Here is a 26,083-nt window from a genome sequence, read left to right as displayed (position 1 = left end):
GCCGCCTCCTCCCCGATACGGCGGCGCCGACGTGGGACGCCCGCGGGTGCGACCCCCCGGGCGCGAATCGGTCCCACCCTTCACAGTCCCACCTTCACCGGGAGGTCCAGATCGCGGGAATCCGGGCGGAGTCGTCAGCCGGCGGCGGTGATCCTGGCCACCTGGGGCGCGTTGAGGAACTCCTCCAGGACGAGCGTGGCGGCCCCCAGCGCGACCGCGTCGGGACCGAGGCGGCCCAGGACGATCGACGTCGCGGCGTACGGCTCGGCCAGCGAGTTGGCCGCGGTGGCGCGGCGGATGCCGGGCAGCAGGCTCTCGCCGAGCTGGACCCCCACCCAGCCGCCGATCACGATCTTCTCGGGGTTGACCAGGTTGACGAGATTGGCCAGGCCGACGCCCAGGTAGGTGACGGTCTCCTCCACCACCGGCGACTTCGACGCGAGCACCCGGGCGAGGTCCTCCTCCCAGTCGCCCCCCGACGTGACGCCGGCCCGGTCCAGGATGGCCTCGATCCCGATGTACGCCTCCAGGCAGCCGCGTCCGCCGCAGCGGCAGGGCCGCCCGCCGGCCACGATCTTCGTGTGCCCCCACTCCCCGGCACTGCTGCTGACCCCGCGGAACGTGGTGCCGTCGGCCACGATCGTCGCGCCCACCCCCACGCCGAGCAGCACGATGACGGCGTCCGAGGCGCCCCGGCCCGAGCCGAACCACAGCTCGGCCTGGCCCATCGTCTTGGCGCCGTTGTCCACGTACAGCGGGAGCGAGGTGCCGCGGCGCAGGAGCGCTCCAAGCGGCACGCCGTCCCAGCCGAAGGTCTTGGCGTGGATGACGCCGTCCGCGCCCGGCTCGACTATGCCGGGGACGCCCACGCCGATGCCGAGCACCTGCTCGGGCGACACGCCCGCGTCGGACAGCACGACCTCGACGCCCGCCAGAATGTGCCGGGCGACCAGCTCGGGATCGTGCCGGGCCGGGCGCAGCATGTAGTCCACCTTGGCCCGCTCGGTCATCTCCAGGTCGAACAACCCCACCCGGACGTGCGTCTCGGCCACGTCGACGCCCACCGCGAAGCCGTACTCGGGGTTGACGCGCAGCAGCACGCGGGGGCGGCCGCCGTCCGACTCCACCTGACCCGCCTCGACGACGATGTTCTCGCCCAGCAGGTCGGCGGTCATCGTGCTGACCGTGGCGGCGCTCAGGCCGGTGCGCGCGGTGAGGTCGTTGCGGCTGGTCGGGCCGGAGAAGTAGAGCGCGCGCAGCAACACGGCCCGGTTGCCTCTGCGGATGTCCCGCACCGTCCTGCGCTGAGGCCTCGCCATGACCAACCTCCCCGTCGACACGGTCATCTTAGTTCAGAGGCGAAAACAAGCACCCGTGCCCTCCGCCGGCCTCCTCACGGTGGCATCTCCCGGTTACCCGCCCATTACGCCGCCGTGTCGTCCCCACCCTTCTTCCAGGCCGTGAACCAACGTCAGGGCGCTCCGTCCGTGCCGAACTCAGATAATCTGATGTCATGAAGGTGATGACCGCCACCGAGGCCTCGCGTAACTTCGCAGCCGTGCTGGACGAGGCCGAGCACGGGGAGACGATAGTCGTGACCCGCGGAGGCAGGCGGATCGCGGTTATCGGTCCCGCTCCCGTCGCGCCAGGGCGCATGGTGAAGGCGTTTCTGGCCAGAAGCGCCGGCACCCTCGACGCGGAGTTCGAGGCCGACGTCACAGCGGCCAGGGAGAGCATCCGCGACGAGATGAGGACCACGTGGCCCGACGCCTGATTCTCGACACCGGCGTTCTCATAGCCGCGGAGCGGGGCAGAGCCGAGGTGGACTCCGTCATCGGTGACGCCGACGACGTGGCTGTCGCAGCGATCACCATCGCCGAGTTGCTCGTCGGCGTCGAGCTGGCCGATCCGGTCCGGCGTCCGGCCCGGCAGGCGTTCGTGGACCAAGTCCTCGCGCTGATTCCCGTAGAGGAATACACGACCGACATAGCCAGAGTTCATGCGCGTCTGATGGCACACGTGCGGCGCGAGGGCAAGACGCGCGGCGCCTATGACCTGCTCATCGCGGCAACGGCGGCGGCGACCGCCCGGACCGTGGTCACGATGGACTCGTCCGCGCCCTTCGATGACCTGCCAGGCGTACGGGCGCAGGTCGTTCCCCGCTGAGCGCGGGGGACGCCCGGGTCGCGGTCAGGCGCGGGCGGCCGCGAGTTCCTCCATGAGGGCTTCGACGAGGGCGGCGGCGGGGAGGTCGCGGGAGCGGCGATACCCCCGGCCGCACCACAGGGCCATCGCCTCGGGGTCGCCGTGCTCGGCCGCCGCGCGGCGCAGGCCCTTCGTCAGGTGGTGCACCTGGGGGTAGCACGCGGGCGCCGACGCCTCGTGCTCGGCTATGAACCGGTTGGCCAGGCCGCGTGCCGTACGTCCGGAGAAGGCCCGGGTGAACGCGGTGCGGGTGAACCGGGGATCGGCGAGGGCGGCCTTGTGCAGGGGGTGCGCCCCGCTCTCCGGGGTGCGCAGGAAGGCGGTGCCCAGTTGCGCGGCGACCGCGCCCGCGGCGAGGACGGCGGCGGCGTCCGCGCCGTCCATGATCCCTCCGGCGGCCACGAGCGGCACGTCGGCCGCCTCCCGCACGAGGCCCACGAGTTCCGCCAGGTCATCGGGTGTCTTCCACGAGGGAGGCCCGGGCAGGAAGGCCGCCTGGTGCCCGCCCGCGCCGGGGCCCTGCACCACCACCGCGTCGGCTCCGGCCTCGGCCGCCGCGACCGCCTCCCACGGGGTGTTGACCATGACCATGACGACGGCCCCGGCGTCGTGGAGCCGGGCCGTCACCTCGGGCGGCGGGCAGCCGAAGGTGAAACCGGCCACCGGCACCCGTTCGTCCACCAGCAGGTCGATCTTGGCGTCCCACGCGTCGTCGTCCCAGGCGGGCGCCTCGGGCAGCGTCACGCCGTACCGTCCGGCCTCGGGGACGAGCTCCTCGCGATACCGGGCCACCGCCGCGTCGTCACCGGGCTCCTGCCGCACGGCCGCGAAATCGGGGACGAAGACGTTCACCCCGAACGGCCGGTCCGTCCGCTCGCGCACCGCCGCGATCTCCCGGCGCACGTCCTCCGCCGTGCGGTAGCCCGCCGCGAGGAACCCGAGACCGCCCGCCCCGGACACCGCCGCCGCCAGAGCCGGGGTGGACGCGCCGCCCGCCATGGGCGCCTGGATGATCGGGCTCGACGGCCCGAAGGGAAGGGCGCGACCGGTCACGGGACCTCCTCATTCGTCTCGACAGCAGCGTAGAACGCGGTCGACGAGCGCTCCGGCGGCCCCCGTGTACCCGGCGGGGTCGAACAGCCCGGCCAGGTCCAGCCCCTCGGGCACCGGTGTGAGCTCACTCAGCACCTCGGCCACGGGACGTCCCGACGCGGCGGCGACCGCGGACGCCTCTCCGAGCAGCCGCTTGGCGGCGGTCTTCCCCAGGACCGGCGCGAGCACGGCGGCCGCCCGTTCCGTGACGGTCAGGCTGCCGGTGAGCGCGAGGTTGGCCCGCATGCGCTCGGGGAACGCGACCAGTCCCTCGGCCAGTTCGGCCGTCACGGCGGCGGCACCGCCGACCAGCCGCAGGCACTCGCGCAGCGGCTGCCACTCCGCGTGCCAGGCGCCCGCGGGGCGTTCGTCCTCGGCGAGCAGGCAGTGCCCGAGAGCCGCGGCGAGCGCGGGCACCTGGATCGCCGCCGACCGGACGAGGGTGGCGAGGACCGGGTTGCGTTTGTGCGGCATGGCCGACGAGACGCCCCTGCCGGGGGCGGCCGGCTCCACGACCTCGGCCACCTCGGTCCGCGACAGCGACTGCACGTCGACGGCGATCTTCCCGAGCACCCCGGAGGTGAGCGCCAGCGCCCCGGCGAGGTCGGCGACCGGGATCCGCAGGACGTGCCAGGGGACCACCGGCTCGGCCAGCCCCACCTCGGCGGCGAAGGCCGCGATCAGCCGCTCCGGGTACGCCTCGGGGTCGGGCACCCCGGCGATCCGCGCGTACTCCACGTAGCCCGCCAGCGTGCCGGCCGCGCCGCCGAGCTCGGCGGGCAGATCGGCGCGCACCCGCCGCAGCCGCGCCGCCGCCTCGCGTACGGCGTGCAGCCACCCGGCCGCCTTCAGGCCGAACGTCGTGGGCACCGCCTGCTGCGTCAGCGTGCGGCCCGGCATCAGCGTGTCGCGGTGCGCCGCCGCGAGCCCCGCGAGCGCGGCCGCGGCCCGGTCCAGGTCGGCGGTGATCAGGTCGAGGGTCCGGGCGGCCACCAGCATGGCGGCCGTGTCCATGATGTCCTGACTGGTGGAGCCCCGGTGCACGTATTCGGCCGCGTCCGGGTCCACCGCCGCCACGGCTGCCGTCAGGTCCTCGACCAGTGCCACGACGGGGTTGGCCGCCTCCCGGGCGCGCAGCGCCAGGGCCGCCAGGTCGAGGCCGCCCGCCTCCGCCACCTTGCCGATCGTCTCCGCGGCCTCCATGGGGACCACACCCAGCCGCGCCTGCGCGCGCACCAGGGCGGCCTCCGCGTCGAGCATCGCGCGCAGCCACGCGCCGTCTCCGGTCGCCCGCTCCGCCGCCGTGCCCACCCGGACCGGGGACAGCAGGCCCACATCCAGGTCGTTCACCGGACACCCGCCCGGGTCGCGCCGCAGGAGGCGGCGAGGGCCGTACGCGGTCCGGCGGCCACACGGGCGACCCTGCGACCACCCGCGAGGGCCCGCGCCCGCGTCAACGTCAGCACGCTGCGGGCGATGGCGTCGGAGTCGCCCAGGATCACGGAGTTCACCCCCGGCCGCACCCCCGCCGCGGTCACCCAGTGGACCGACTCGGTCGGCACGCCGTACGCGAACCGGCGCGGGTGGGCCCGCCCGTCCGCGTCCAGCAGCCGGTACGGCCGGCGGGTGACGGCCAGGCCGCCGGTCTCGTGGCCGTCCTCGCCGCGCCGCCCGCCGATCACGTACGCCTGGCACTGGCCGGTCCTGAGGAGGTGCCGCAGCAGGGGGTCGGCCGTGCGCCGCAGGTCGATCTCGGGCAGCCGCGCCTCGACGAGCACCCTGGCCCGTACGACGGACCCCGGCACGGCGGCCGACTCGGCCTCGAAGACGCCGTCGCGGGCGTGGACGCGCATGCCGGGACCGATGACGGTGAGCACGCCCGCCTCGATGAGCGCGATCATCTGCTCGACCCGCTCGGCCGGCGGTCCGATGGACAGGAACGCGTTGAGCGGCGTGTACCACCGGTCGAGGTCGTCGCGGTGCGAGCGCCCGGTGAGCCCGCCGTGGTCGACCACCTGCCTGACCTCGTTGCGCAGGTCGCGCAGCACGTCGAGGGCGGCCTTCAGCGGGCCGCTCACGTTGCCCACGCGGGCCTGGGCCAGGTCGGTGCGCAGATAGGCGGTCAGCCACTCGCGCCAGTCGTCCGGGCCGGTGAAGCCGATCCCCCGGTACGGCTCGGCCACGCTCTCCCAGTCCCACCGCACCGCCGGGCCGATGCCGAAGGCGTCCAGCACCAGGGCCTCCCCTGCGTCGCCCCAGGGGTGGGCGAGGTAGGCGGCGCGGAAGCGGCCGGCGACGCACTCGCACTCCCGCCGCGCCAGCAGGGTGGCGTAGTAGACGGTCTCCACCTCCTTGGCGATCAGCGGCCACAGGTCGGCGCGGAAGTCGAGCCCGCCGCGGGCGGCCGAGCGCGCGGCCAGCGACGCGATCCTGCCCGGCGTGAGCAGCAGCGGTTCGTGCCTGCCCTCGACGCCCTTCTCGTTCTCGCCCCGGGACTGGTACGGAATGCCCCGGCGCGATCCGGCGTACAGGCGGGGCTCGCGGCCGGAGGGCCGGTAGACGAGGCGGCCCGCCTCGTCCCGCTCGAACCGGCCGCCGCGCCCGAGCGTCAGCAGGGCCATGTGGTCGAAGAAGTTGAGCCCGAGGCCGCGCAGCAGCACCGCCTCCCCCGGCCGCACGTCGCCGAGGTCGGCGTCGGCGGGGTTGGCGGGCGGCACGTGGACCAGGCCGTGGGCGGCGGCGTACGCGGCGGCCTCCCGCTCGGCGTCCGTGTGCTCGACCGGCAGGTGCCCCTGCGCCAGGACCACCGCGTCGAGCGAGCCGAGCACGCTGCCGTCCTCCAGCACCACCCGCTGCGCGCCGGTGCCGGGCACGTCGTCGAGCGCGGTCGCCCGGGTGGCGTGCACCCGCACCTCCACCTGCCGGGGCGCCCGCGCGACCACCCGCTCGAACACCCAGCGCAGGTAGCGGCCGTAGAAGGCGCGGGTGGGGTAGGTGTCGGGCCCGAGCCGCCGCGCCTCGGCGAGCACGTCCTCCTCGACGCCGTCAGGGAAGAGCACCAGGTGGCGTGCCCACTCGTACAGGCTGGGGCCGGTCTCCAGCGGCCCGCGGATGTCGACGCTGGGGTCGGTGAAGAGCGTGACCTGCGAGGCGACGGTGTTCATCAGCAGCTGACCGGGCTGGTCGGTGCGCCACACCTGGCCCGCCCCCGGCGGGTACGGATCCACGATGTGCAGCAGGACCCGTGCCCGCGGCGGCAGCCGCCGCGCGTTGGCGCACAGCCGCTCGACCACCGACATGCCGCGCGGCCCCGCGCCGATCACGCACACCTCGAACGGCCGGGTCGATCGTGTTGTGGACATCCGCTCCTCCAGTTCCCGTCTGGTCGTGAGTCGAGAATGCGGGACCGGAGTCTTGGTGAGGTATGTCACATTTGGCGAGGCGGTGTTAAGCATTGCTTCATGCACGATGTCACGCGCCTGGCGGCGCTGGTGGCGGTCGCCGAGGCCGGTTCGATCACCCGGGCGGCCGCCCGCCTCGGCTACACGCCGCCCGCGTTGTCGCAGCAGATGGCCAAGCTGGAGCGGGAGGCGGGAGCCGTGCTGGTGATCCGGCACCGCCGCGGCGCCACGCTCACGGCGGCGGGCGAGCTGCTGGTGGAGCACGCCCGGCGGGTGCTCGACGAGCTGGAACGGGCCCGCCACGGCCTGGCCGCGCTCGCCGGCCTGTCCGGCGGGCACATCACGATCGGCACGTTCACAACCGCGGGCATCCACCTGTTACCGCCGGTCCTCGCGGCGTTCCGGCGGGCTCACCCCGCCGTCGAGGTGAATGTGAGGGAGTACGAACCGCCGTCCGGGCTGCCCGCGCTGGCCACGGGCGAGGCGGATCTCGTGCTCACCCACACCTACGAGCATCAGCCCGATCCCGCGCTGCCCTCGGGGGTCACCGTCGAGGCGCTGCTGGTGGAGGAGCTCGTGCTGGTGGCCGCCCCCGGGCACGCGCTCACCGACGCGGCCGAGCCGCTGCCGTGGCCGGAGCTCGCCGGGCGGCCGCTGATCAGCGGCTCGCGCGGGCTGGCCAACCGGGAGGCGCTGGAGGCGCTGTTCCGTCGTGAGGGGCTGGCGCCGCCCGTCGTGGCGTACGAGACGGGCAACTACGGCATGTCGTGCGCTCTGGCCAGCGGGGGGATGGGCCTCGCCCTCGTGCCGAGGACCGTCGCCGAGCTGGCGGAAAACCCCCTCAGCGTACGGCGGCTCGCCCCGCCCGGCCTGCATCGCACGATCAGCCTGGCCAGGCGGTCCGACGACAGGTCCCCCGCGCTGGCGACCATGCGTTCGCTGTTCAGGAGCACGGGCAAGGCGGCGCCCCGGCGGTCCCCGGAGGAACCGCCGAGGTGAGCGCCCCTCAGCCGGACTCTGTCAGTCGAATTCGGGGTCGGTGGTGCGACTGCGCTTCATCTCGTAGAAGTACGGGAACTTCGCCATGGCGAGGGCGCCGTCGAAGATGCGGGCGGCCTCATCGCCGCGCGGGATGCGCGTCATCACCGGTCCGAAGAACGCCACGCCGTCGATGTGGATCGTGGGCGTGCCGACCTCGTCGCCGACCGGGTCCATGCCCTCGTGGTGCATGCGGCGCAGGGCCTCGTCGTACTCGTCGGTGCCGGCGGCGTCGGCCAGCTCGGCCGGCAGCCCGACCTCGGCGAGCGCCTCCTTGGCCACGACCCCGTAGTCCTTGTTGTCCTGGTTGTGGATGCGGGTGCCCATCGCGGTGTAGAGGTCGCGCAGCACGGCCTCCCCGTGGTGCTGCGCGGCGGCGACGCACACCCGGACCGGGCCCCGCCACCTGGGCACCGCCTCGCGGTAGAAGTCGGACAGGTCTTCCTTGCCCTCGTTCAGCACGGACAGGCTCATCACGCGGAACCGCAGGTCGATGTCGCGCTGCTTCTCGACCTCCAGGATCCATCGCGACGTGACCCACGCGAACGGGCAGACGGGATCGAAGTAGAAGTCCACTCTGGGACGGCTGTCCGCCCCGGCCTGGTCGACAGCGCTGTCGATGTCGCTCATGAAACTCTCCTGACGGAAATGGTCGGGGGATCGGGGGGCCGGTTCCGCGAGCGTATCCGAGGGCTCCGCGCGAACGTCACCGGACTTGACCCCTCAAACCCGCGGCGGTTTCCCCTCATCCCGCCGTAAACGGGTGGCGTTCTCACCGGTCGTGGTCCCTAGGGTGTCCGTATGACTGAGATCCACGAGAAGGCGGCGGTCCTGCGCGCGCTTCACGTGCCCGGCGACCCCGTCGTGCTGCCCAACGCCTGGGACGCCGCGTCGGCGCGCGCCGTCGAGGCGGCCGGGTTCCCCGCGGTCGCCACCGGCAGCGAGTCCGTCGCGGCCGCCCTGGGCTACGAGGACGGGCACGACACACCCGTGGACGAGATGTTCGCGGCCGTGGCCCGCATCACCCGGGTCGTGGCCGTCCCCGTCACCGCCGACGTGGAGCGCGGCTACGGACTGAAGCCCGCCGAACTCGTCGAACGACTGGCCGCCGCGGGCGCCGTGGGCTGCAACCTGGAGGACTCCGACCCGGCGACCGGCTCGATGATCGACGCCACCGAGCAGGCGGACTTCCTCGCCGCCGTGCGGGCGGCGGCGGCCGAGGCCGGGATCGGCCTCGTGATCAACGCCCGGGTGGACACCTTCATCCACGGCGCCGGAACCCCCGGCGAGAGGCTCGCGGAGGCGATCGACCGGGGCCGCCGCTACCTCGCGGCCGGCGCCGACTGCGCCTACCCGATCCTCGCGAGCGATCCCGAGACGATCGGCGCGCTCGCCCGGGAGATCGGCGGCCCGATCAACGTGCTGATGCGGCCCGGTGTGCCGGCCATCCGCGACCTCGCGGCCCTCGGCGTGGCCAGGGTCAGCTTCGGGCCGGGCGTCCACCGCGCGACCCAGGCGTTCACCGCCCGCATGCTGGACACGATCTCCCGGGGAGAGGACCCCTTCCCGTCCGCCTGACCACGTCCACCGGCCTACAGTTCGCCGTACGACCAGCCCGACCAGCGCTCGACCCGGACGAGGATCGCGGGCCCGGCCGGGGGACGCTCGCGATACTGGGCGTACTTGCGCACCAGCCACGCCACGGCCCGCTCGCGCTCGGCGCCGCCCTCCACGACGCGGGCGTGCCCGTCGGCGCGCACCCACCACAGCCGTTCCCAGTCGTCCTCGTAGTGGTCGGCCAGCAGGCAGACGCGGGGATTGTCGCGGATGTCGCGCAGCCGCCGCAGGTCGGCGGTGGCCTTCGGCTTGTGGTCCACGGCCGTCACCACGACGCCCTTCTCCCCCTCCTGCACGAGCTCACCAGGAACCACGGCGAACGTGACGGGGACGAGCCGCGGCGCGCCCTCGGCCCCGGCGGTCGCGAGGCGGGCCACGCGGGCCGCCGAGAACAGGGCGCGGGCCCGCTCCTCGGGCATCCTCATCAGGCCAGCCTACGCAGCGTGGTCGCGCTTGATCGTCTTTGTACGGCGGCCTATGGTGTCCGCCATGGAGGCATCTGAGTTACTCGAGCGGGCCCGCTCGAGCGCACGCGACCCCGAAGATCCCCTGGAAATCCTGTCCGCCGCGATCGCCCTGGTTCCCGAACTGGGCGGCGAGGCGGACGCCCTGCTCGATCTCGCGGTGCGCCGCGCCCGTGAGGCCGGCGCGTCCTGGATCGCCATCGGTGAGCGGTTCGGCTACATCAGGCGGAACGCGCGCAGGCGGCGCTTCACTCCCGCCTTCGCCCACCGCCACCTGGTCAACCGCCGCATGAAGCGCGACGCCGCCTGCTCCTTCTGCCGCAGGCCGCCCGGCCCGCGCGTCCACATGGTCCACGGCGAGGGCGGGCGCATCTGCGACCGCTGCGTGGCGCTGGCCGGCGACATCGTCGCCGGGCTGGCCCGCCGCCGCCGTTGACGCACGTCAGGTGACCGTGAGCCGTCGCGCGTAGCGCTCGTCCCGCCACAGCTCCTCGCCCAGCACCTCGGCCAGCGTGGCCGCCGCGTCGTACACGTCGACGTAGCGCAGGTACAGCGGCGCGAAGCCGAAACGGACGAAGTCCGGCTCGCGGTAGTCGCCCATCACCCCCCGGTCCGCGAGCGCGCGCACCACGGGGTAGCCCTGCGGGTGACGGTAGCTGACCTGGCTCCCCCGCCGCTCCGGGTCGCGCGGGGTGGCCAGGGCGAGCCCGAGCCCCGGGTCGACGAGATCGTCGAGCAACTCGACGAACAGCGAGGTCAGGGCCAGGCTCTTGGCTCTGACCTCGTCGAGGTCCACCCGCTCCCAGATGTCGAGCGAGGCGTTCAGCGCGGCGTACGACAGGATCGGCGGGCTGCCCGTGGCGAAGCGCCGCACACCGGCCGCGGGGCGGTAGTGAGGTTCGAAATCGAAGGGCGCGGCGTGCCCGTGCCAGCCCGACACCACGTTCTGGACGGCGTCCTGGTGGCGCGGCGCGACGTACAGGTACGCGGGGGCGCCGGGCCCGCCGTTCAGGTACTTGTACGTGCAGCCCACGGCGAAGTCCGCCTCGCCCACCCGCACGGGCAGCGCCCCGGCGCTGTGGCACAGGTCCCAGATCATGAGCGCGCCGGCCGCCCGGACCCGCTCGGTCACCGCCGCCATGTCCCTGGCCGCGCCCGTCCGGTAGTCCACGTGTGACAGCAGCACGAGCGCGACGTCGTCGCCGAGGACGTCCTCAAGTGCGCCGCCGCCCCCGCCGATGTCCCTGATCTCGTACGCGCCGAGCGCCCGGGCGGCGCCCTCCACGACGTACCGGTCCGTGGGGAAGTTGTCGAGGTCGGAGACGATCACGCGACGGCCGGGCCGCAGCGGAAGCGCGGCCGTGACCAGCTTGAAGATGTTCACCGAGGTGGAGTCGCCGGCCAGCACGTCGCCGGTGCGCGCGCCGATCAGGGGCGCGATGCGGTCGCCGGTGGTCTGCGGCATGTCCCACCAGCCGGCCGTGTTCCAGCTGGCTCCGAGATGCACCCCCCACTCGGTCTCGACCGTGTGGGCCACCCGTTCCGGCGTCCGCCGGGGCAGCGCGCCGAGCGAGTTGCCCAGCAGGTAGACGACCCCGGGCGGCAGCGAGAACTCGTCCCGGAACTCCCCGAGCGGGTCCTTGGCGTCGAGGTCCTGGCATTCGGCACGGCTGAGAACCATCGGCAACTCCTTCGTCACCGCATTATGTACCGAAATATCCGATCTTGTCGTGATGGCGATGACGGAGCGTTCACGGCGTGGGCAATACCGGCAGGGACCGTTCCACCGTAACGGACGGCTATAACCGCCAGAGATCGCCACACCGGCACGATCAGCGCAAAGTAAGCACAAGACGCACCCAAAGCTCTGTGCGATCGTGGACAAGACGGGGCAAGTTCTCTGGAGACGCCAAACCCCCGTTGGTGACAGAGGGTGATCAAACGTGACGGAATCCCCGTCGGTGCATCACGAGTCCCCGATCTATCGCCGCATCGCCGACAGGCTGCGCGATCAGATCCTGTCCGGAGCACTCGGTGACGGCGACCGGCTACCGGGTGAGAACGCGCTCATGAAGGAGCACGGCGTCGCCCGGGCCACGGCACGGCAGGCGCTCGCCGTACTGATCAACGAAGGGCTCGCCGTGCCGAAGCGGGGATCAGGCGTCTACGTGCGGCTGTTCCGCCCCATCCGCCGCCACGGGTCCCGCCGGCTCTCCCGCGAGCAGTGGGCCCGGGGCCTGGCCATCTGGGACTCCGACACCCGGGGCCGGTCGTACGCCGTGGACGAGGTGAGCATCCTGCGCGAGCCGGCGAGCGAGCAGGTCGCCCGTGTGCTCGGCGCGGGCGAGGTGTGGGTGCGCCGGCGCCGCTACTCCGTGGACGGCCGTCCCGTGCAGCTCGCGGCCTCCTGCTTTCCCGCCGATCTCGTGGAGGGCACGGCGATCGTCCTGCCCGACACCGGTCCCGGCGGGGTGTACGCCCGGCTGGGCGAGCTCGGCCGGGCCCCCGTCCACTTCAGCGAGGAGGTGCGGGCGCGGATGCCGTTGCCCGGCGAGGCCGAGTCGCTGAGCCTTCCCGCCGGCACCCCGGTGATCTCCGTCACCCGGGTGGCCTTCGCGGAGGGAGGCGTGCCGGTCGAGGTCAACGAGATGATCCTGGACGCGGCGTCCTATGTACTCCAGTACGACTTCGACGCCTAGGTCAAGAGGCAACGTTGACCTGACCATCCCGATCATTGATTTCTCTAGAGATGTCCCGCACCTTGAGGAGAAGACGTCAAGAACACCGGGCACACGGCGAGGGAAGGTGTACGGATGTCCTTTGACCGACGCCTCGCCGAGATCGCCCGGGAGTTTCCGGAGTGGACGATCTGGCGGAGCGACGCGGGCCGGTGGTGGGCGACCCGGCACCACCCGCTCACCTCGGCGCAGCGGGCGGCGGGATGCGCGATGACCGTCGACGCCGACGAGGCCGACGGGCTGCGTGAGCTGCTGCGCGAGCAGGAGACCCGCACCGCCGATCCATGAGCGCGGAAGCCCCCGACCCGATCGGGGGCGGGGGCTTCCGCTACCAGTCCTTCACCCGGCGCGGCCGGGCCCAGGTCGCGCGGCCCAGGTCGCGCAGCTCAGGTCGCGCGGCTCAGTTGCCGGCGACCGACTCCCCGTCCGGCAGGGCACGCCGCACGCGGCCGAGGTTGACGTCGGTGTCCTCGGGCGAGGACACCACGACGTGACCGTCCTGGTCGTGTCCGTCGTCCACGATCAGAACCGCGTCGTCCTCGTCGTCCGCCCGTCCCTGACCGGCGGCGTCCTCGGGGTGCGCCTCCTGCCCGGACGGCGCGGCCTCCAGTGCCTGCCTCTGGTCGTCGCCCGGCTCGTACTGCTGGTCGTACTGCTGGTCCGGCGCGCCCGCGGCGATGGCGTGCACCTGCGGCGCGGGCGGCAGCACGGCGGCCTCGTCGATCACCGGTCCCGCCGCGGTCTCACGCTGCATCAGGTCGCCGAGCACCGAGCCGATCTCGTTGAGCCGCCGCACGACCTCCGCGTGGGTGTCGGTGAGGTAGGCCACCCGGCGGCCGGTGTGCTCGTCCAGCGCGTTCACGCGCTGCTGCGCCGCCGCCAGCATGGCCTCGGCCTGCCCGTGCGCCTCGGCGAGCACCCGCTCCGCCTCCATCCGGGCGGCGGTGAGCTGCCGCTCGCCCTCGGCGCGGGCGGTGCGCAGGATCTCCTCCGCCTCCGCGCGTGCCGTGCCAAGCGTCTCCTCCGCGTTCGCGCCCGCCTGCGCCAGCAGCCGGTCCGCCGTGGAGGTGGCGTCGGCGACGCGGCGCTCGGCCTCGTCCTGGGCGGCGGTCCTGATCGCGTCGGCCTGCTCGCGCGCCGACGTCACCAGCCGCTCGGCCTCGGCCGCCGAGGTCTCGCGCAGCCTCCTGGCCTCCGCCTCGGACGCCTCCTTGTTGGCGGCCGCCTCCTCCTGCGCCAGCTTGAGTATCTGGCTGAGCCGCTCACCCAGCTCGTCGGGGTTCTGCGGCGACTCCGCCATCCTCCGCCGCGCCTCGGCCAGCTCCAGCCGGCTCTGCTCCGCCTGGTCGATCGTGCGCGCGAGCCGTTCCTCCAGGTCCCGGATCTGGTTGCGGGTCCGGACCATGTAGTCGTGGACCTGCCTGCGGCTGTACCCACGCATCACGACTTCGAAGGAGTCGTCACTCATGAGGTCGGGAAAGTTGTCGGTCTGATTCGTCATGAGAAACCCTGGGGTTGGAGATAACGACGGTAACGCAGCCAGGACACGACTTTCCTGCTATCCGTCGCACATCGCAACCTGAACGCCACAGGCGCCGGGCAGAACACGGGGCGTCTCACCGAACCCGGACGGGCCGCATGGGATCATGGCGGCATGCCGTACATAGCTGACCTGGACGACGACGCCACGCCGATCATCCATCCCGAGGCATGGGTGGCCCCGGGGGCGGTGGTCGTCGGGAGAGTGCGGCTCGGGCGCGGCGCGAACGTCTGGTACGGCTCTGTGCTGCGCGGCGACGACGAGCGCATCGAGGTCGGCGACGAGGTCAACATCCAGGACCTGTGCTGTCTGCACGCCGATCCCGGCGAGCCGGCGATCCTGGAGGACCGGGTGAGCCTCGGCCACCGGGCGATGGTGCACGGCGCGCGCGTGGAGACCGGCGCGCTCGTGGGCATCGGCGCGGTCGTGCTCGGCGGGGCGGTCGTCGGGGCCGGTTCCCTGATCGCCGCGGGGGCCGTCGTGCCGCCCGGCCGCCGCGTCCCGGCGGGCGTGCTGGTCGCGGGCGTGCCGGGGAAGGTCGTCCGTGAGCTCACCGACGACGATCGCGCCTCCTTCGCGCGTACGCCGGACAACTACCTCGCCAAGGCCCGCCGTCACGCCGCGGCCTCGGTTCGGTCCCGATGAGCGTGCCGGCCAGCGCCAGGTGGTCCGACAGCTCCGGGTCCGTCCTGATGACCTCGGCTCCGCCCGGCCGGTAGTCGGCCTCGGTCGCGAATATGTAGTCGATCTTCCGGCCGCCGCGCGTGGTCGGTTCGCCGCCGCGGCGCGCGAGCCCGCACGACTCGGCGTCGGCCTCGACGTAGCCGCCGTCGCCCAGGCCCATGCCGTACACGCCGGTGAGCTGGTCGTGGCCGGGCTCGCGGTTGAAGTCGCCGGTGAGGATGACCGGCGCGCCGCCGGCGTACCGCGCCACCAGTCCGGTGACCTGCCGCGGGGTCTCGGTGTCGGAGATGTGGGTCACGCAGCAGACCGAGCGGCGCGGGCCGACCCGTCCCGTGGCGCACAGCAGGCCGCGCGGGTGGATCGTCTCACCGGGCACGGCCGGGGCGTGGTCGGCGCGCAGCAGCCGCCGCAGCGGCGGGCCCTCGACGCCGTTCTTCAGCGCCAGCGCCATGCCGAAGGTCCTGCCGTCCGGCGGCGCCGTGTCCGGAGTGAGGTCGCTCCACAACGTGCGGCACCGGTCCTCGCGGCCCGGCCCGCCACCCTTGGCGTAGCCGTACCAGACCAGGCGGTAGCCGGGCAGCTCACGCCGGAGCAGGCCCACCTGCGCGTAGCACATCTCGGTGAAGGAGGCGACGTCCACGTCCCTCGACCGGATCAGCGCGGAGACCTGGCCGGCCCAGGTCCTGCGGCGCTGCGGCGTCAGGTCGCGTACGCAGGTGCCGGCGCTGTTGCCCGCCGCGCAGACGTTGTAGGTGAGCACGCTCACCCGGTAGGTGCCGGCGGCCGGCGGAAGACCGGCCACCGCAAGCGCCACAATTGCCGCTCCTGCCACATACGCCCCCATACATGGAGAAGCTAGTCAGCAGCGATCAACCCACCCAGGCGCCTGTGGTGAAATTTCCGACATTGATTGCCATCACCGGCGCGGCGACCGCGATGTAGGCCATGAACATCCAGGGCCTTCGGCTGCCGGCGACGCCCACGGAGATGTAGAGCGGCCACCACAGCAGCGAGGCCCGGCCCACCGACATGTAGAACGACGACATCGCCAGCAGCGCCACCGCCTGCGGCGCCAGGTAGGCGAAGTCGGCCCACCTGCGCCGGACCAGCCGCGCGAGGATCAGCACGACCAGCACGATCGCCGCGATGATCTCCTCGCGGTACGACGTCGTCAGGAAGGGCTCGTCGATCGACCTGTGCCAGGTGTTGATGAACACGTTCCAGGGCGCCTCGGGGTAGCGGCCCCAATACTGCGCCTCCGCCGCCTTCCAGGCCATCAGGTCGCCCGTGCGGTGCCAGAGATAGAGCATGTACGCCAGCACCGGCACGCCCGGCAACGCCAGCCACGGCGCCTTCCGCCACCCCTTCGGGGCACGCAGCCCGTCGCGCGAGACGAGGAACTGCACGGCCAGCCCGAGGGCGAGGAAGAGCCCGGAGATGCGGATGGACGACGCGAAGGCGGCGCAGACGGCGGCCGCCTCCCACCGGCCCTGGCGCGCCAGCAGCCACGCGGGGATGGCCAGTGCGAGGAACAGCGCCTCCGTGTAGCCGGCGAGCAGGAACACCGCGAACGGGCTGCAGAAGAACGCCAGCACGGTCCAGTGGCCGCTGCCCTCCCGGTACGACTCGCTCAGCCGCGACAGCGCCACCGCCACGACGGCGCTCGCGACGAACGAGATCAGGACGAGGGCGAGCCTCAGGTCCGGGATGACCACCTGCACGGCGCGCAGCAGCAGCGGCAGACCCGGGAAGAACGCGACGAGCCGCGGCGAGTCCTGGTCCTCCGGCCGGCCGTCGTAGCCGTACCGCGCGATGTCCATGAAGTTGTAGGAGTCGTACCGGTTGAACCGGTCGAGGATCGGGTCCTCCGTACGGCCGGGCGCCGCGAGTATCAGATAGATGTAGCAGGCGATCTGCCAGAAGAACCAGATCAGCAGGGCCGTGCGGTCGCTCGGCCGGCCGAGCCACCACACCGCCCGCCATGTCCGGCCCGAGTGCGGCCCCGCCTGCTCGCCGGTCGCCGTGCCGCCAGAGCTGTCCACGGACGTCATCTTCTCCGATGCCTCGTCCGCGCCCTGCTCCCGGGCGGTCCCGGCCTGCTGGATCTCCGTCACGAGCACCTATGGAATACGCCACGGCAGTTCATGCCAAGTGGCGGGCGCCCCCGGGATACGTCGCAATCCCGGGAAATACGGATATGTGCTGCTCAACGCCTCCCGGCCCGTGAAACTTTCACCGTCGGCCTCCCGGGCGCGACGGGCTCCCGCCGCCTGCCGGACCGGCGAGCTACCATCGGAGCCAGCGAGGGGACCGCCGGAGATCGTCCCGGCAATCGGGTGCCCCGGAGGGGCATCGGCCGGAGTTCGGCCGTCGCCCACTCCGGCCGCCTCGACCGGACAGGCGAGAAGCCGTCCTCTCCAGAGGACGGAGGAGTCACTGCCGCGTGTACTGGGATGGATTCACGGCGATGGAGCGCGACGTGCGCGCCGTCGTCGGCGACCCCCGGTGGACGCTGCTCCCCCCGCTCGCGCGGGCGCACACCCTGACCCAGCGGGCGCTGGTCACCCCGGACGGCGTCCGGTGGCTGTTCGGCGCGCACGCCCGCTGGTATCGCCTGGACCGCGTCGACGGCCGCTGGCACCTGTCGGCGCCGCCGCTGCACCCGGCCGTCCGTACCGCCGCCCGGCCGCATCCGCCGGACGTCGCGATCCCGCCGGCGCTGATCCCCACCGGTCCCGACTTCGCGTACGACCGCGGGTCCACCCAGGCGTTCGTCGGCCCGGACGTGCCGCACGAGATCACCGAACGGCTCCGCGCGCTGCTCCTGGCCCACCGCGGGCTGCGCCGGGAGGACTTCCCCCTCGGCGGCAGCGTCTACCAGGAGATCTTCGCCCGCGACGTGGCCGCGACGGTGGCGGCCGTGTGGGGCACGATCATGTGGTGCGCCTACGCGCCCGCCTTCGACGGCAACGAGGTCATGCTGTCGATGTTCGGCGAGTTCCTGGCCCGGCCCCTGCCCGGGGACGACTGGGTGCGCTGGCTGCCCATGGGGTCACTCGACGCGCTCGTGGCCCTGTACGCCGAGCGGATGCGCTCCGGCGCGGGGGACGCGGGCCTGCGCCTCGCCGGGCTGATGGCCGAGACGGCCACGGTGCTGCGCGCCGACCCTCGGTTCCGGCCGCGGGCCGACGCGCTGATCGCGATGGCCGAGCCGCTGCTCACCAGCCCCTGGCTGGACCAGCACGCCATGCCCGGCGGCGCCGTACGGCAGGCCTGGCTGGCGCGCTGCCCGCCGCACCTCGTCCCCGCCACGCTCCCGGAGTGGGCGCCGGGCGAGCACTTCCGGCACACCCTGTACGACCTCATCGAGGCCCTGGGCTACACGGCAGCCCGGGGGATGGATCCGAGGGCCGTGGCGGCCGCGCTGCTTGCCGCCGACGTGGCGGGCGTGTGCGGGGTGTCCGAGCCCGCCTGGGCCGCGCCGGGCAGTTCGCGGACCGCGCAGGTGGTCACCGCGCTGTATCCGTGGATGGACGACGAACTCCGGCAGGCCCTCTATCTCGCGCTCACCGATCCCGCTCATCCGCTGCGAGGCTGCTGGCCGGCCGGCGGCGAACTGCCGCCGGGGCTGGTCCCGCCCGACCGGGAGACGGCCGCCGCCCTGCTCGGCTCCGCGTACGCGACCGGCCTGGCCTGGTGCGCCCTGACGGGCACGCCCGCGCCCACCGTGGGCTTCCCGGTGTGCGCCGCGGTCGTGCAGTGCCTGATCCACCAGCGCGACGATCCGCGCCCGCAGGAGGCGGCGGAGCACAGGCGCGACCTGGAGGAGTCCGGGAGCTGGCTGTTCGAAACTTCTAATTCGGATATTTCGTCCTTACCTCCGCTTTAGCAATCCCTTCCCCGCATCACCGTCTTTTTCATCGAATCGTGATCTCGGTATCGGGGAAATGGTCCCGGAGGGACGAGGGACGCCGGGCGGAATGGTCACGATGGGCCATGTCGCGGGAAGGTACCCGGACGTAACCTCGGGATGGGTGTGGGCTGCGGAAGGAAGGACGACGCGGTGGGGCACGACGACCTGGACTCTCGGGTCCACGACCGTGTCGCGTTGGACGAGATCGCGCTCTACGCCGAGGTGCTGGAGGCCGTGAACATCACGGAGAACCGACTGACCTTGGAAGAGCTCGACAACGCGCTCGGATTGCGGACTTCGGCGAGCCGCTGAAGGCATTGAGAGCACGGACCGTCCCGGGTACCGATGGGACCCGGGACGGTTGCTCAACCGGACGATCCGCTCAACCGAGGTGATCACTCACGGTGATCACGAGCCGTTCGTCACAGGAGAGTGATCACGACCTGACGAGCCGGGCGATGGCCGCCGAGGCCTCCTTCACCTTCTCGCCCGCCTCCGGGCCTCCGCTCTTGACGGCATCGGCGACGCAATGGGCGATGTGGTCCTCAAGCAGGCCGAGCGCCACCGCCTGGAGAGCGCGGGTGGCCGCCGAGACCTGGGTGAGGATGTCGATGCAGTAGGCCTCCTCGTCCACCATCCGCTGCAGCCCCCGGATCTGTCCCTCGATCCGGCGCAGGCGGGTGAGGTAGGCCTGTTTGTCCCCGCTGTACCCGTGCATCTTCCCACGATACCCGTTACCGGTATCCGGCGGGCGCCGCTCCGATCCGGCGGGTAGGGCAGGTGCTCCCGGGAATGCCTCCATGGACCGGCTCATAGCGGTGCTGGAGTCGCCGATGGGAACCCAGGCTGTCCTCCGTACGCTGCCGTTCGCCGCCATGGCGGCTGTGGTGGTGCTCGACCTGCTCGCCGGGCCCGCCCTGGGCCTGCTGCCGTTGCTGACCCTCGGGCCCGCGTTCGCCGCGGTGACGGGCGGCACGCGCCACACCGTGCTGGCCGGGCTGGTCGCGCTCGTCCTGTCCGTGCCGCTGGCCTACCACGACCGCCTGCTCGGTGGCCCGGTGATCACGGTCACGCTGGTCGCGATCGTCGGGGTCACCGCGGCCGCCATGCTGGCGTGCCGGCTCCGCGCCGAAGGCGAGCGCACGCTGGAGAACGTCCGCCTCGTCGCCGAGGCGGTCCAGCGCGTGCTGCTGCGCCCGGTGCCGCACCACGCGGGCGATCTGCGCATCGCCCTGTCCTACACGTCCGCCACCGTTGAGGCCCGCATCGGCGGGGACCTGTACGACATCACCAGGGGACCCGGCGGCGTCCGGCTGATCGTCGGCGACGTGCAGGGCAAGGGCCTGGCGGCCGTGGAGACGGCGGCCTCGGTGGTCGGCGCCTTCCGGGAGGCCGCCTACGACGAGCCGACGCTCGCCGCCGTCGGCCAGTGCCTGGAGGACCACCTCGCGCGGCGGCTCGGCGGGGAGAAGTTCGTCACCGCCGTGCTCGCGGAGGTGCGCGAGGACGAGATCGCGCTGCTCAACTACGGCCACCCGCCGCCTCTGCTGCTGACGGGCGACGACCGCGTTCGCCTGCTCGAACCACGCGAGGAGACGCCGCCACTCGGTCTGGTCGGGCTCGCCCCCACCGGGCCGCGGCCGTACGGGTGCGCGTTCCGCCAGGGCGACCAGATCCTCTTCTACACCGACGGCGTGATCGAGGCGCGGGACCGGGACGGCGCCTTCTATCCCCTGGAGGAACGGGCGCCCCGCCTGCTCCGGGCCGGCGACGATCCGCAGACCACACTCGACCTGCTGGAACACGACCTGGTCGCGCACGTCGGCGGGCCCCTCACGGACGACGCCGCCATGCTGCTCGTGCGCAGGGAACGCCCCTGACGGCCTGGCCCAGGCATCGTTTGCCATGTGCAATCATTGACGGACAGTTCTGGCCCCAGCCGTACGGCGGGCCGGACCGCAAGGCCGGGGTGAGCAGGGGCGAGCACGAGTGGAACCGGGAAGGCACGGACAGCCCGACAGCTTCTCCATGCTCACCGTTCTGGACGAGAACGTCGTGGTCATCCGGATGTTCGGTGACCTGGACCTGATCGCCGCCCCCTCGCTGCGCGCCTGCCTGGCCGAGGCGGTCGGGCTGCGCACCCCGCCCCGCATCGTGGTCGACGCCGAAGGGCTCCGATTCTGCGACTCGACCGGGCTGAGCGTCCTCATGGGTGCCCTGAGCGCCGTCAGGGCGGCCGGCGGGCGCCTGGCGCTCAGCGGCGCCCACGGGCGCTTCGCCCGGATGCTCCGGATCACCGGCCTCGACTCGGAGCTGCCGATCCACGACACCGCCACCGACGCCGCCGCACACCTCACCCGGCCCGGCGGTTAGTCAGTTGACGCAGTCCTGGGTCTTGAGGCTCAGGGCCAGCTGGTAGACCTTGCCGCCGCGCGACAGCAGGAAGACGTAGTCGGCCCTGCGGTTGCCGGGAACCGTGGTGACGGGATAACCGCTGGCGGCCGTCCTGAGATGGGGATAGGCCTTCTCCAGCTGTCTCCGGGTGGAGCCGATCCCGATGCCCTCGGGGGTCCTGACGCCCTTGGGCGCGAAGATCACGGCGACGCCGCGCTTCTTCGAGATGAACAGGCCGACCCCGTCCTCGCCGGTCGGGTGCGCCTTCAGGTCCCAGCCCGAGCAGCCGCCCCCGCCGCCGAACTTCTTGACGACCCTGCGGGTCTTCTGCGCCTGCTTGGCGCTCATCCCCAGCGTCACGCCGCCGTAGCCGTACGGCCCCAGCCTGCCGGCGGCGCTCGCGGAGGCGCTCGCACCGGCACTCGCGGAGGCGCTCGACGCCGCACCCGCGGACGTGGCGCCGCCCAGCGCGACGCCCACGGCGAGGACCGCCACCGTCACCGGGCCCCCAAGACGCGCAGCCGTGTTCGTCATCCCGCTTTCCTCCCGATCTCCATGGTCATCGTTCGTACGGCACCAGCATCACGACGGGCTCTTGCGACCCGGTTGCGGCTCACTGGGGAGCGGCGGCGTTGAACGCCGCCTCATCTGATCAAGGCCGCAGGTGCTCCTCGTCAGGGGCGGGAGCGCAGGCCGTACATGAGCTCTTCCCAGCGGACCGCGACGGCGGGCGCCGCGTGCGCGGACGCGCTCTCCAGTGCCCCGGCCGCCAGCTGCATGCGGCGGCGTTCGTCGTCGACGAGCGCGAGCAGCGCGCAGGCGAACGACTCGGCGTCGCCGCCCTCCCCCTCCTGCACGAGCACGCTGTCGCGGTCCGGGCGGAGGAACTCGGCGGGCCCGCGGGACCCGGCGAAGCCCACGACCGGCACTCCGCAGCTCAGCGCCTCGAGGACGGTCATGCCCAGCACCTCGTGCCGGGACGGCACCGCGACGATGGACGCCTTGGCGAACTCGCCGGGCAGGTCGGGGGTGGTGCCCATGAAATACACGTGGTTGTGCAGGTCGAGGTCGCGGACGAGCGCGCGCAGCCGCCGCTCCTCCGGGCCCCCGCCGTACAACCGCAGCCGCCAGTCGGGCCGCTTGTCGGCGACGATCGCGAAGGCCCGCACGAGCTGGTCGTACGACTTGCCGGCCACCAGCCTGCCCCCGGCGCTGACGATCCGGTTGTCCATGCGGGAGCGCGGCCAGGGCGCCGCGGGCAGGGCGTCGGGGATGGCGTGGACCGACAGGTCGTCGTCGAGCAGCCGCACCCACTCGTCCCGGCGGCCGGCGGTGCTCGTGACCACGGCGTCGAGGCGGGGATAGAAGCGGCGCACCGGGGCGGGCACCGACGGCCTGCCCCACTCCCGGGCGATGCGGACGACGTCCCGCGGGGCGTACCGTGCGGCCTGGACGCTCAGCGACGGCCGGCTGGTGATCAGGACGTCGGCGCGCAGGCCGCGCAGCATCCGCCAGAGCGCCACCTCGGTGCGCACCTGCCCGCGGGGCAGCAGGTGATGGACACCGGGCCGGGCGTCCACGAGCCAGCGCAGCGTCACCCGGCGGTCGACCGGGAAGAACGGGGTCTCCCGGGTGCGCCGGACGCTCACGACCTCCACCTCGTGCCGTGAGGCCAGCCCTCCTGCCAGGTTCAGCATCGCCCGCACGTCGCCGCGCATGCCGTACGCCGAGGGAAGCAGGAAGGCGATCCTCACGCTCCCACCTCCAGCAGCAGCTCGTCGCCGGTGGTGAAGCTGGGCCGGATCGGCACACCGTCCACGAGCGCCCGGGGATAGTGGACGCGGCGGCGTTTTCCCTCGACGTCGTCGAGCCGGGCGCCCAGCGGCAGGGCGCCGTCGACACCGTCGACCTCCAGGTAGGGCTCCCAGGAGCCCTGCGAGTCGGGGGTGGCGTCCAGCACGTCGCACAGCGAGAGCGCGGCGTGGAACCGGACTCCCTGGACGGTGGCGGCGACCCGCACGGTCGCGGCCGGATCGCTGTGACCCCGATCGCTGTGATGCAGTGCGAGCGTGGCGTGGCGGTGCTGGTCGTCGTCGTCCAGGCCGGTGTAGGCCAGCAGCCCGGTCACCTCGAAGCGCCCCTCGCGGAACCACACCGCGCGGACGTCGGCGACGGGCTCCGCCGGGTCTATCTTCAGCGCCAGAAAACCGTTGCGCGTGCGGTAGGCCCGGTAGGCCAGCGTCCGCCGGCCCAGCGCGTACGCGTCGAGGCGGTCGAGCGAGAACCCGGGATCGACGCTCTGGATACGGGCGCGGACGCCGTCCTGGTCGAGGTAGGCGTCCCAGCGGCCGGGACCGAGGTCGAGGGGCGCGAGGGAGACCGCGACGCTGGCGTCCCTGGTACGCACGCCGGATACGCCGAGTGCCACCTGCCGTTCCTCACCCGCGCCCCGACGGCGCAGGACCAGGCGGGCGCCGTCCGCCAGGGGCTCGGCGATGGCCAGACGCAGGGAGAGGACGTCCGCCAGGGTGACCTCCGCATCGGTGACGACCACACCCACCGTCCAGCCCCCTCCCCGTCGATTGAGCCAACGTTGAGGTTACCGTGATTTTCCTGTTATGTGGAGAAAGCCTTTGTCACTCTTTCGTGAAACACGGTTCATTCCATCGCCTTGACCATGGATTTCGACAAATAGTTCACACTTGCGGCAAAGAGGGCTTTACCCCTGCTTGATGGATTTGATGAGGAGCTGGGCGACGTCGACGACCTCGAGCGACTCCTTGGCCTGACCGGCGTTCTTCTTCTCGTTGATCGCGTCGCCGAGCATCACCAGACAGAACGGGCAGGCGGTGGAGACGGTGTCGGGGTCGGTGGTCAGCGCCTCGTCCACCCGCTCGGTGTTGATGCGCTTTCCGATCCGCTCTTCCATCCACATCCGCGCGCCGCCGGCGCCGCAGCAGAAACCGCGGTCCTTGCAGCGGTGCATCTCCTGGGTCTGGACGCCGGGCACCTTGGCCATGATGTCGCGCGGCTGGGCGTAGACCTTGTTGTGCCGGCCGAGGAAGCACGGGTCGTGGTAGGTGATCTTCTCCTCGATCGGCGTGATCGGGGTGAGCTTGCCCTCTTCGACCAGGTGCGCCAGCAGCTGGGTGTGGTGCACGACCTCATAGGTGCCGCCCAGCTGCGGGTACTCATTGGCCAGGGTGTTGAAGCAGTGCGGGCAGGTCGCCACGATCTTCTTCACCCCCGCGTCGTTGAGCGTCTCGATGTTCTGCTGGGCGAGCATGGTGAACAGGAACTCCATGCCCAGGCGGCGGGCCGGGTCGCCGGTGCAGGCCTCCATCGGGCCGAGCACGCCGAACTTGACCCCGGCGATGTGCAGCAGCTCCGCCACCGCCTTGGTGGTCTTCTTGGCCCGGTCCTCCAGCGCGCCCGCGCAGCCGACCCAGAACAGGTACTCGGTGTCCTCGGGCATCGTCGAGTCGATGATCGGGACCTCGAAGTCGAGCTCTTCGATCCACTCGGCGCGCTTCATCTCCGACATGCCCCAGGGGTTGCCCTTGTTCTCCAGGTTCTTGAGCATCACCCCCGCCTCGGACGGGAACGACGACTCGATCATCACCTGGTAACGGCGCATGTCCAGGATGTGGTCGATGTGCTCGATGTCGACCGGGCACTGCTCGACGCAGGCGCCGCAGTTGGTGCACGACCACAGCACATCGGGGTGGATCACCCCGTCCTCACCGACCAGCGGCTTGTCCAGCAGCGCCAGCACGTCCTGACCGAAGCTCTCCTTGTCCTTCTCGCCCGCCAGCAGGTAGGGCGCGACCGCGAAGGCGTGGTCACGCTGGTCGAGGATGAGCATCTTGGGCGACAGCGGCTTGTCGGTGTTCCACGCCGGGCACTGGGACTGGCACCGCCCGCACTCGGTGCAGGTGTAGAAGTCCAGGAAGCCCTTCCACGTCGTGTCGGTGATCTTCCCCCGGCCGAACACATCCGTCTCCGGGTCGGCCTCCTCGAAGTCCAGCACCTTGCCGTCGCTGCGCATCGGCTGGGCCGGGCCCAGCCCGTCGGGGCGGCGGGAGAACAACACGTTCAACGGGGCGGTGAAGATGTGCAGGTGCTTGGAGTTCACCACGAAGACCAGGAACACCAGCATGACGCCGATGTGCAGCAGCAGGCCGATCTCCTCCAGCACCTGGCTGGAGGGCAGGATCTTCGCCACCGCCTGTGAGGCGAAGGCCCCCGAGGAGTAGGGCAGGTTGCCGGTGTTGACCGCCGCCCCGCGGAACAGGAACATCGTCCAGATCACATTGAAGATCATGAACAGGGTGAACCACGCCCCGCCCAGGTGGGAGCCGGAGAAGCGAGACCCACGGCCCAGCTTCGTGGGCGAGTTCTTGATCCGGATGACGCTGAAGGCGATCAGGCCGGCCAGCGCCGCGACCGCGATGAAGTCCTGCAGGAAGCCCAGCACCGGCCAGGTCCCGATCAGCGGGATGTGGAAGTCCGGCTTACCGGTTATGGCGCCCTGGATGAGCGCGCCGTAGGCCTCCAGGTAGACCGTGGCCAGGATGAAGAACGCCCACATCACGAAGAAGTGCGCGGTGCCCGACGGCGTCCACTTCAGCAGCTTGCGCTGACCGAACACCTCGACCAGCTGCGCCTTGACCTCCGCGCCGACGTTCTGTCGTGCGTACTCGATCCGCTCCGGGGCCGGCTGGCCACTGCGGGCCAGCCGGTAGAGGAACAGCACGCGACGGCCCGCCAACGCGACCGCCACCGCGGTCGCGACGAGGCCCACAATCGCTACCCAGAGCACGAGTTCCTCCCAAGTCGAACGTCGGCGGCCAGCCTAGGGGCGCGGCGCCTCGTGGGGGCGGCCGAGTCCCGCCCTGTGGATAACGCCTACGCTTCCCGAATGGTACCGGCGAGTAACTTATTCTGCGTCACGCTCGGCGAGTGGTTCTGGTCACCGCGTTCCCGCCGACGGCACG

Annotated in this window: 27 protein-coding genes; 12 read left to right on the top strand and 15 right to left on the bottom strand. The window is 72.3% G+C overall.

What is annotated here, in order from left to right; genetic code table 11:
* Nucleotides 1-134: 134 nt before the first annotated feature.
* Complete coding sequence (locus HHX30_RS09765; protein WP_169981574.1) at nucleotides 135-1,319, bottom strand: ROK family protein; 1,185 nt, start codon at nucleotides 1,317-1,319, stop codon at nucleotides 135-137.
* 194 nt (nucleotides 1,320-1,513) lie between these two features.
* Here HHX30_RS09765 and HHX30_RS09760 point away from each other — a divergent pair, with 194 nt between their 5' ends.
* A complete protein-coding gene (locus tag HHX30_RS09760; protein ID WP_169981573.1) occupies nucleotides 1,514-1,774 on the top strand; it encodes a type II toxin-antitoxin system Phd/YefM family antitoxin in 261 nt (86 codons plus the stop codon).
* Nucleotides 1,759-2,166 carry a PIN domain-containing protein gene (locus HHX30_RS09755; RefSeq protein WP_169981572.1) on the top strand — a complete coding sequence of 136 codons (408 nt, stop codon included), beginning with the start codon at nucleotides 1,759-1,761 and terminating at the stop codon, nucleotides 2,164-2,166. Before HHX30_RS09760 ends, HHX30_RS09755 begins: the two co-directional genes overlap by 16 nt.
* 24 nt (nucleotides 2,167-2,190) lie before the next feature.
* Here the strand turns inward: HHX30_RS09755 and HHX30_RS09750 are convergent, their stop codons facing one another.
* The 3 genes from HHX30_RS09750 to HHX30_RS09740 are packed head-to-tail and all read right to left on the bottom strand — an operon-like array spanning nucleotide 2,191 to nucleotide 6,659.
* Entirely contained in the window at nucleotides 2,191-3,258 is a 1,068-nt protein-coding gene (locus tag HHX30_RS09750; protein ID WP_311922258.1) for a nitronate monooxygenase, read from the bottom strand.
* A 9-nt stretch (nucleotides 3,259-3,267) separates the two neighbouring features.
* A complete protein-coding gene (pcaB, locus tag HHX30_RS09745) occupies nucleotides 3,268-4,647 on the bottom strand; it encodes a 3-carboxy-cis,cis-muconate cycloisomerase (protein ID WP_311922257.1) in 1,380 nt (459 codons plus the stop codon).
* Complete coding sequence (locus HHX30_RS09740) at nucleotides 4,644-6,659, bottom strand: FAD/NAD(P)-binding domain-containing protein (protein WP_169981571.1); 2,016 nt, start codon at nucleotides 6,657-6,659, stop codon at nucleotides 4,644-4,646. Before HHX30_RS09740 ends, pcaB begins: the two co-directional genes overlap by 4 nt.
* A gap of 99 nt (nucleotides 6,660-6,758) precedes the next feature.
* On the opposite strand from HHX30_RS09740, the gene HHX30_RS09735 reads away from it, so the two are divergent.
* On the top strand, nucleotides 6,759-7,697 hold the full coding sequence (locus tag HHX30_RS09735; RefSeq protein WP_169981570.1) for a LysR family transcriptional regulator: 939 nt from the start codon (nucleotides 6,759-6,761) through the stop codon (nucleotides 7,695-7,697).
* A 21-nt stretch (nucleotides 7,698-7,718) separates the two neighbouring features.
* On the opposite strand, the gene HHX30_RS09730 is transcribed toward HHX30_RS09735, so the two are convergent.
* Entirely contained in the window at nucleotides 7,719-8,366 is a 648-nt protein-coding gene (locus tag HHX30_RS09730) for a DsbA family protein (RefSeq protein WP_169981569.1), read from the bottom strand.
* A 171-nt stretch (nucleotides 8,367-8,537) separates the two neighbouring features.
* On the opposite strand from HHX30_RS09730, the gene HHX30_RS09725 reads away from it, so the two are divergent.
* A complete protein-coding gene (locus tag HHX30_RS09725) occupies nucleotides 8,538-9,314 on the top strand; it encodes an isocitrate lyase/phosphoenolpyruvate mutase family protein (RefSeq protein WP_169981568.1) in 777 nt (258 codons plus the stop codon).
* A gap of 14 nt (nucleotides 9,315-9,328) precedes the next feature.
* Here HHX30_RS09725 and HHX30_RS09720 read toward each other — a convergent pair whose 3' ends face one another.
* On the bottom strand, nucleotides 9,329-9,778 hold the full coding sequence (locus tag HHX30_RS09720; protein WP_169981567.1) for a TIGR03668 family PPOX class F420-dependent oxidoreductase: 450 nt from the start codon (nucleotides 9,776-9,778) through the stop codon (nucleotides 9,329-9,331).
* Nucleotides 9,779-9,842: 64 nt separating this feature from the next.
* Between HHX30_RS09720 and HHX30_RS09715 the strand changes: the two genes are divergently transcribed.
* Nucleotides 9,843-10,253: a ClpX C4-type zinc finger protein gene (locus HHX30_RS09715; protein WP_169981566.1), complete on the top strand. Its 411-nt coding sequence runs from the start codon at nucleotides 9,843-9,845 to the stop codon at nucleotides 10,251-10,253.
* Between the two features lie 6 nt (nucleotides 10,254-10,259).
* On the opposite strand, the gene kynU is transcribed toward HHX30_RS09715, so the two are convergent.
* Complete coding sequence (gene kynU, locus HHX30_RS09710; protein ID WP_169981565.1) at nucleotides 10,260-11,498, bottom strand: kynureninase; 1,239 nt, start codon at nucleotides 11,496-11,498, stop codon at nucleotides 10,260-10,262.
* Nucleotides 11,499-11,760: 262 nt separating this feature from the next.
* Here kynU and HHX30_RS09705 point away from each other — a divergent pair, with 262 nt between their 5' ends.
* A complete protein-coding gene (locus tag HHX30_RS09705) occupies nucleotides 11,761-12,516 on the top strand; it encodes a GntR family transcriptional regulator (RefSeq protein WP_169981564.1) in 756 nt (251 codons plus the stop codon).
* A gap of 114 nt (nucleotides 12,517-12,630) precedes the next feature.
* Nucleotides 12,631-12,843, top strand: a complete 213-nt coding sequence (locus HHX30_RS09700) for a hypothetical protein (RefSeq protein ID WP_169981563.1) — start codon at nucleotides 12,631-12,633, stop codon at nucleotides 12,841-12,843.
* A 112-nt stretch (nucleotides 12,844-12,955) separates the two neighbouring features.
* Here HHX30_RS09700 and HHX30_RS09695 read toward each other — a convergent pair whose 3' ends face one another.
* Nucleotides 12,956-14,056 carry a hypothetical protein gene (locus HHX30_RS09695; RefSeq protein ID WP_169981562.1) on the bottom strand — a complete coding sequence of 367 codons (1,101 nt, stop codon included), beginning with the start codon at nucleotides 14,054-14,056 and terminating at the stop codon, nucleotides 12,956-12,958.
* A gap of 153 nt (nucleotides 14,057-14,209) precedes the next feature.
* Between HHX30_RS09695 and HHX30_RS09690 the strand changes: the two genes are divergently transcribed.
* A complete protein-coding gene (locus tag HHX30_RS09690) occupies nucleotides 14,210-14,740 on the top strand; it encodes a gamma carbonic anhydrase family protein (protein WP_169981561.1) in 531 nt (176 codons plus the stop codon).
* On the opposite strand, the gene HHX30_RS09685 is transcribed toward HHX30_RS09690, so the two are convergent.
* Complete coding sequence (locus tag HHX30_RS09685; protein WP_169981560.1) at nucleotides 14,646-15,593, bottom strand: endonuclease/exonuclease/phosphatase family protein; 948 nt, start codon at nucleotides 15,591-15,593, stop codon at nucleotides 14,646-14,648. The two genes, HHX30_RS09690 and HHX30_RS09685, sit on opposite strands and share 95 nt — an antisense overlap.
* A gap of 55 nt (nucleotides 15,594-15,648) precedes the next feature.
* Nucleotides 15,649-16,893, bottom strand: coding sequence for a mannosyltransferase family protein (locus HHX30_RS09680; RefSeq protein ID WP_169981559.1), 1,245 nt, complete (start codon nucleotides 16,891-16,893; stop codon nucleotides 15,649-15,651).
* A gap of 329 nt (nucleotides 16,894-17,222) precedes the next feature.
* Here HHX30_RS09680 and HHX30_RS09675 point away from each other — a divergent pair, with 329 nt between their 5' ends.
* Complete coding sequence (locus tag HHX30_RS09675; RefSeq protein WP_211591831.1) at nucleotides 17,223-18,668, top strand: hypothetical protein; 1,446 nt, start codon at nucleotides 17,223-17,225, stop codon at nucleotides 18,666-18,668.
* A gap of 147 nt (nucleotides 18,669-18,815) precedes the next feature.
* Nucleotides 18,816-19,004: a hypothetical protein gene (locus tag HHX30_RS09670; protein WP_142574679.1), complete on the top strand. Its 189-nt coding sequence runs from the start codon at nucleotides 18,816-18,818 to the stop codon at nucleotides 19,002-19,004.
* Between the two features lie 124 nt (nucleotides 19,005-19,128).
* On the opposite strand, the gene HHX30_RS09665 is transcribed toward HHX30_RS09670, so the two are convergent.
* Entirely contained in the window at nucleotides 19,129-19,410 is a 282-nt protein-coding gene (locus tag HHX30_RS09665) for a metal-sensitive transcriptional regulator (protein ID WP_079314359.1), read from the bottom strand.
* Nucleotides 19,411-19,492: 82 nt separating this feature from the next.
* Here HHX30_RS09665 and HHX30_RS09660 point away from each other — a divergent pair, with 82 nt between their 5' ends.
* Complete coding sequence (locus HHX30_RS09660; protein ID WP_211591830.1) at nucleotides 19,493-20,572, top strand: PP2C family protein-serine/threonine phosphatase; 1,080 nt, start codon at nucleotides 19,493-19,495, stop codon at nucleotides 20,570-20,572.
* Nucleotides 20,573-20,720: 148 nt separating this feature from the next.
* On the top strand, nucleotides 20,721-21,065 hold the full coding sequence (locus HHX30_RS09655) for an anti-sigma factor antagonist (protein ID WP_169981558.1): 345 nt from the start codon (nucleotides 20,721-20,723) through the stop codon (nucleotides 21,063-21,065).
* On the opposite strand, the gene HHX30_RS09650 is transcribed toward HHX30_RS09655, so the two are convergent.
* From HHX30_RS09650 to HHX30_RS09635, 4 genes are all read right to left on the bottom strand, one after another.
* On the bottom strand, nucleotides 21,066-21,620 hold the full coding sequence (locus HHX30_RS09650) for a hypothetical protein (protein ID WP_169981557.1): 555 nt from the start codon (nucleotides 21,618-21,620) through the stop codon (nucleotides 21,066-21,068).
* A 140-nt stretch (nucleotides 21,621-21,760) separates the two neighbouring features.
* Nucleotides 21,761-22,840 (bottom strand): glycosyltransferase, encoded by a 1,080-nt coding sequence (locus tag HHX30_RS09645; RefSeq protein ID WP_169981556.1) that lies wholly within the window; start codon nucleotides 22,838-22,840, stop codon nucleotides 21,761-21,763.
* Nucleotides 22,837-23,646 (bottom strand): hypothetical protein, encoded by an 810-nt coding sequence (locus HHX30_RS09640; protein ID WP_169981555.1) that lies wholly within the window; start codon nucleotides 23,644-23,646, stop codon nucleotides 22,837-22,839. Before HHX30_RS09640 ends, HHX30_RS09645 begins: the two co-directional genes overlap by 4 nt.
* Before the next feature lie 159 nt (nucleotides 23,647-23,805).
* Nucleotides 23,806-25,908, bottom strand: coding sequence for a (Fe-S)-binding protein (locus tag HHX30_RS09635; protein WP_169981554.1), 2,103 nt, complete (start codon nucleotides 25,906-25,908; stop codon nucleotides 23,806-23,808).
* Nucleotides 25,909-26,083 lie beyond the last annotated feature (175 nt).

Source organism: Microbispora sp. H10836 (assembly GCF_012999525.1).
Classification (GTDB): Bacteria; Actinomycetota; Actinomycetes; order Streptosporangiales; family Streptosporangiaceae; genus Microbispora.
The sequence above is the reverse complement of the archived record's forward strand: the minus strand, read 5'-3'. Positions and strand labels throughout refer to the sequence as shown.

Coding starts and splice junctions, on each gene's coding strand:
- HHX30_RS09765 (WP_169981574.1), bottom strand. CDS start 1,319: ATGGCGAGGCCTCAGCGCAGGACGGTGCGGGACATCCGCAGAGGCAAC.
- HHX30_RS09760 (WP_169981573.1), top strand. CDS start 1,514: ATGAAGGTGATGACCGCCACCGAGGCCTCGCGTAACTTCGCAGCCGTG.
- HHX30_RS09740 (WP_169981571.1), bottom strand. CDS start 6,659: ATGTCCACAACACGATCGACCCGGCCGTTCGAGGTGTGCGTGATCGGC.
- HHX30_RS09735 (WP_169981570.1), top strand. CDS start 6,759: ATGCACGATGTCACGCGCCTGGCGGCGCTGGTGGCGGTCGCCGAGGCC.
- HHX30_RS09730 (WP_169981569.1), bottom strand. CDS start 8,366: ATGAGCGACATCGACAGCGCTGTCGACCAGGCCGGGGCGGACAGCCGT.
- HHX30_RS09725 (WP_169981568.1), top strand. CDS start 8,538: ATGACTGAGATCCACGAGAAGGCGGCGGTCCTGCGCGCGCTTCACGTG.
- HHX30_RS09720 (WP_169981567.1), bottom strand. CDS start 9,778: ATGAGGATGCCCGAGGAGCGGGCCCGCGCCCTGTTCTCGGCGGCCCGC.
- HHX30_RS09715 (WP_169981566.1), top strand. CDS start 9,843: ATGGAGGCATCTGAGTTACTCGAGCGGGCCCGCTCGAGCGCACGCGAC.
- kynU (WP_169981565.1), bottom strand. CDS start 11,498: ATGGTTCTCAGCCGTGCCGAATGCCAGGACCTCGACGCCAAGGACCCG.
- HHX30_RS09700 (WP_169981563.1), top strand. CDS start 12,631: ATGTCCTTTGACCGACGCCTCGCCGAGATCGCCCGGGAGTTTCCGGAG.
- HHX30_RS09695 (WP_169981562.1), bottom strand. CDS start 14,056: ATGACGAATCAGACCGACAACTTTCCCGACCTCATGAGTGACGACTCC.
- HHX30_RS09690 (WP_169981561.1), top strand. CDS start 14,210: ATGCCGTACATAGCTGACCTGGACGACGACGCCACGCCGATCATCCAT.
- HHX30_RS09665 (WP_079314359.1), bottom strand. CDS start 19,410: ATGCACGGGTACAGCGGGGACAAACAGGCCTACCTCACCCGCCTGCGC.
- HHX30_RS09660 (WP_211591830.1), top strand. CDS start 19,493: ATGGACCGGCTCATAGCGGTGCTGGAGTCGCCGATGGGAACCCAGGCT.
- HHX30_RS09655 (WP_169981558.1), top strand. CDS start 20,721: ATGCTCACCGTTCTGGACGAGAACGTCGTGGTCATCCGGATGTTCGGT.
- HHX30_RS09650 (WP_169981557.1), bottom strand. CDS start 21,620: ATGACGAACACGGCTGCGCGTCTTGGGGGCCCGGTGACGGTGGCGGTC.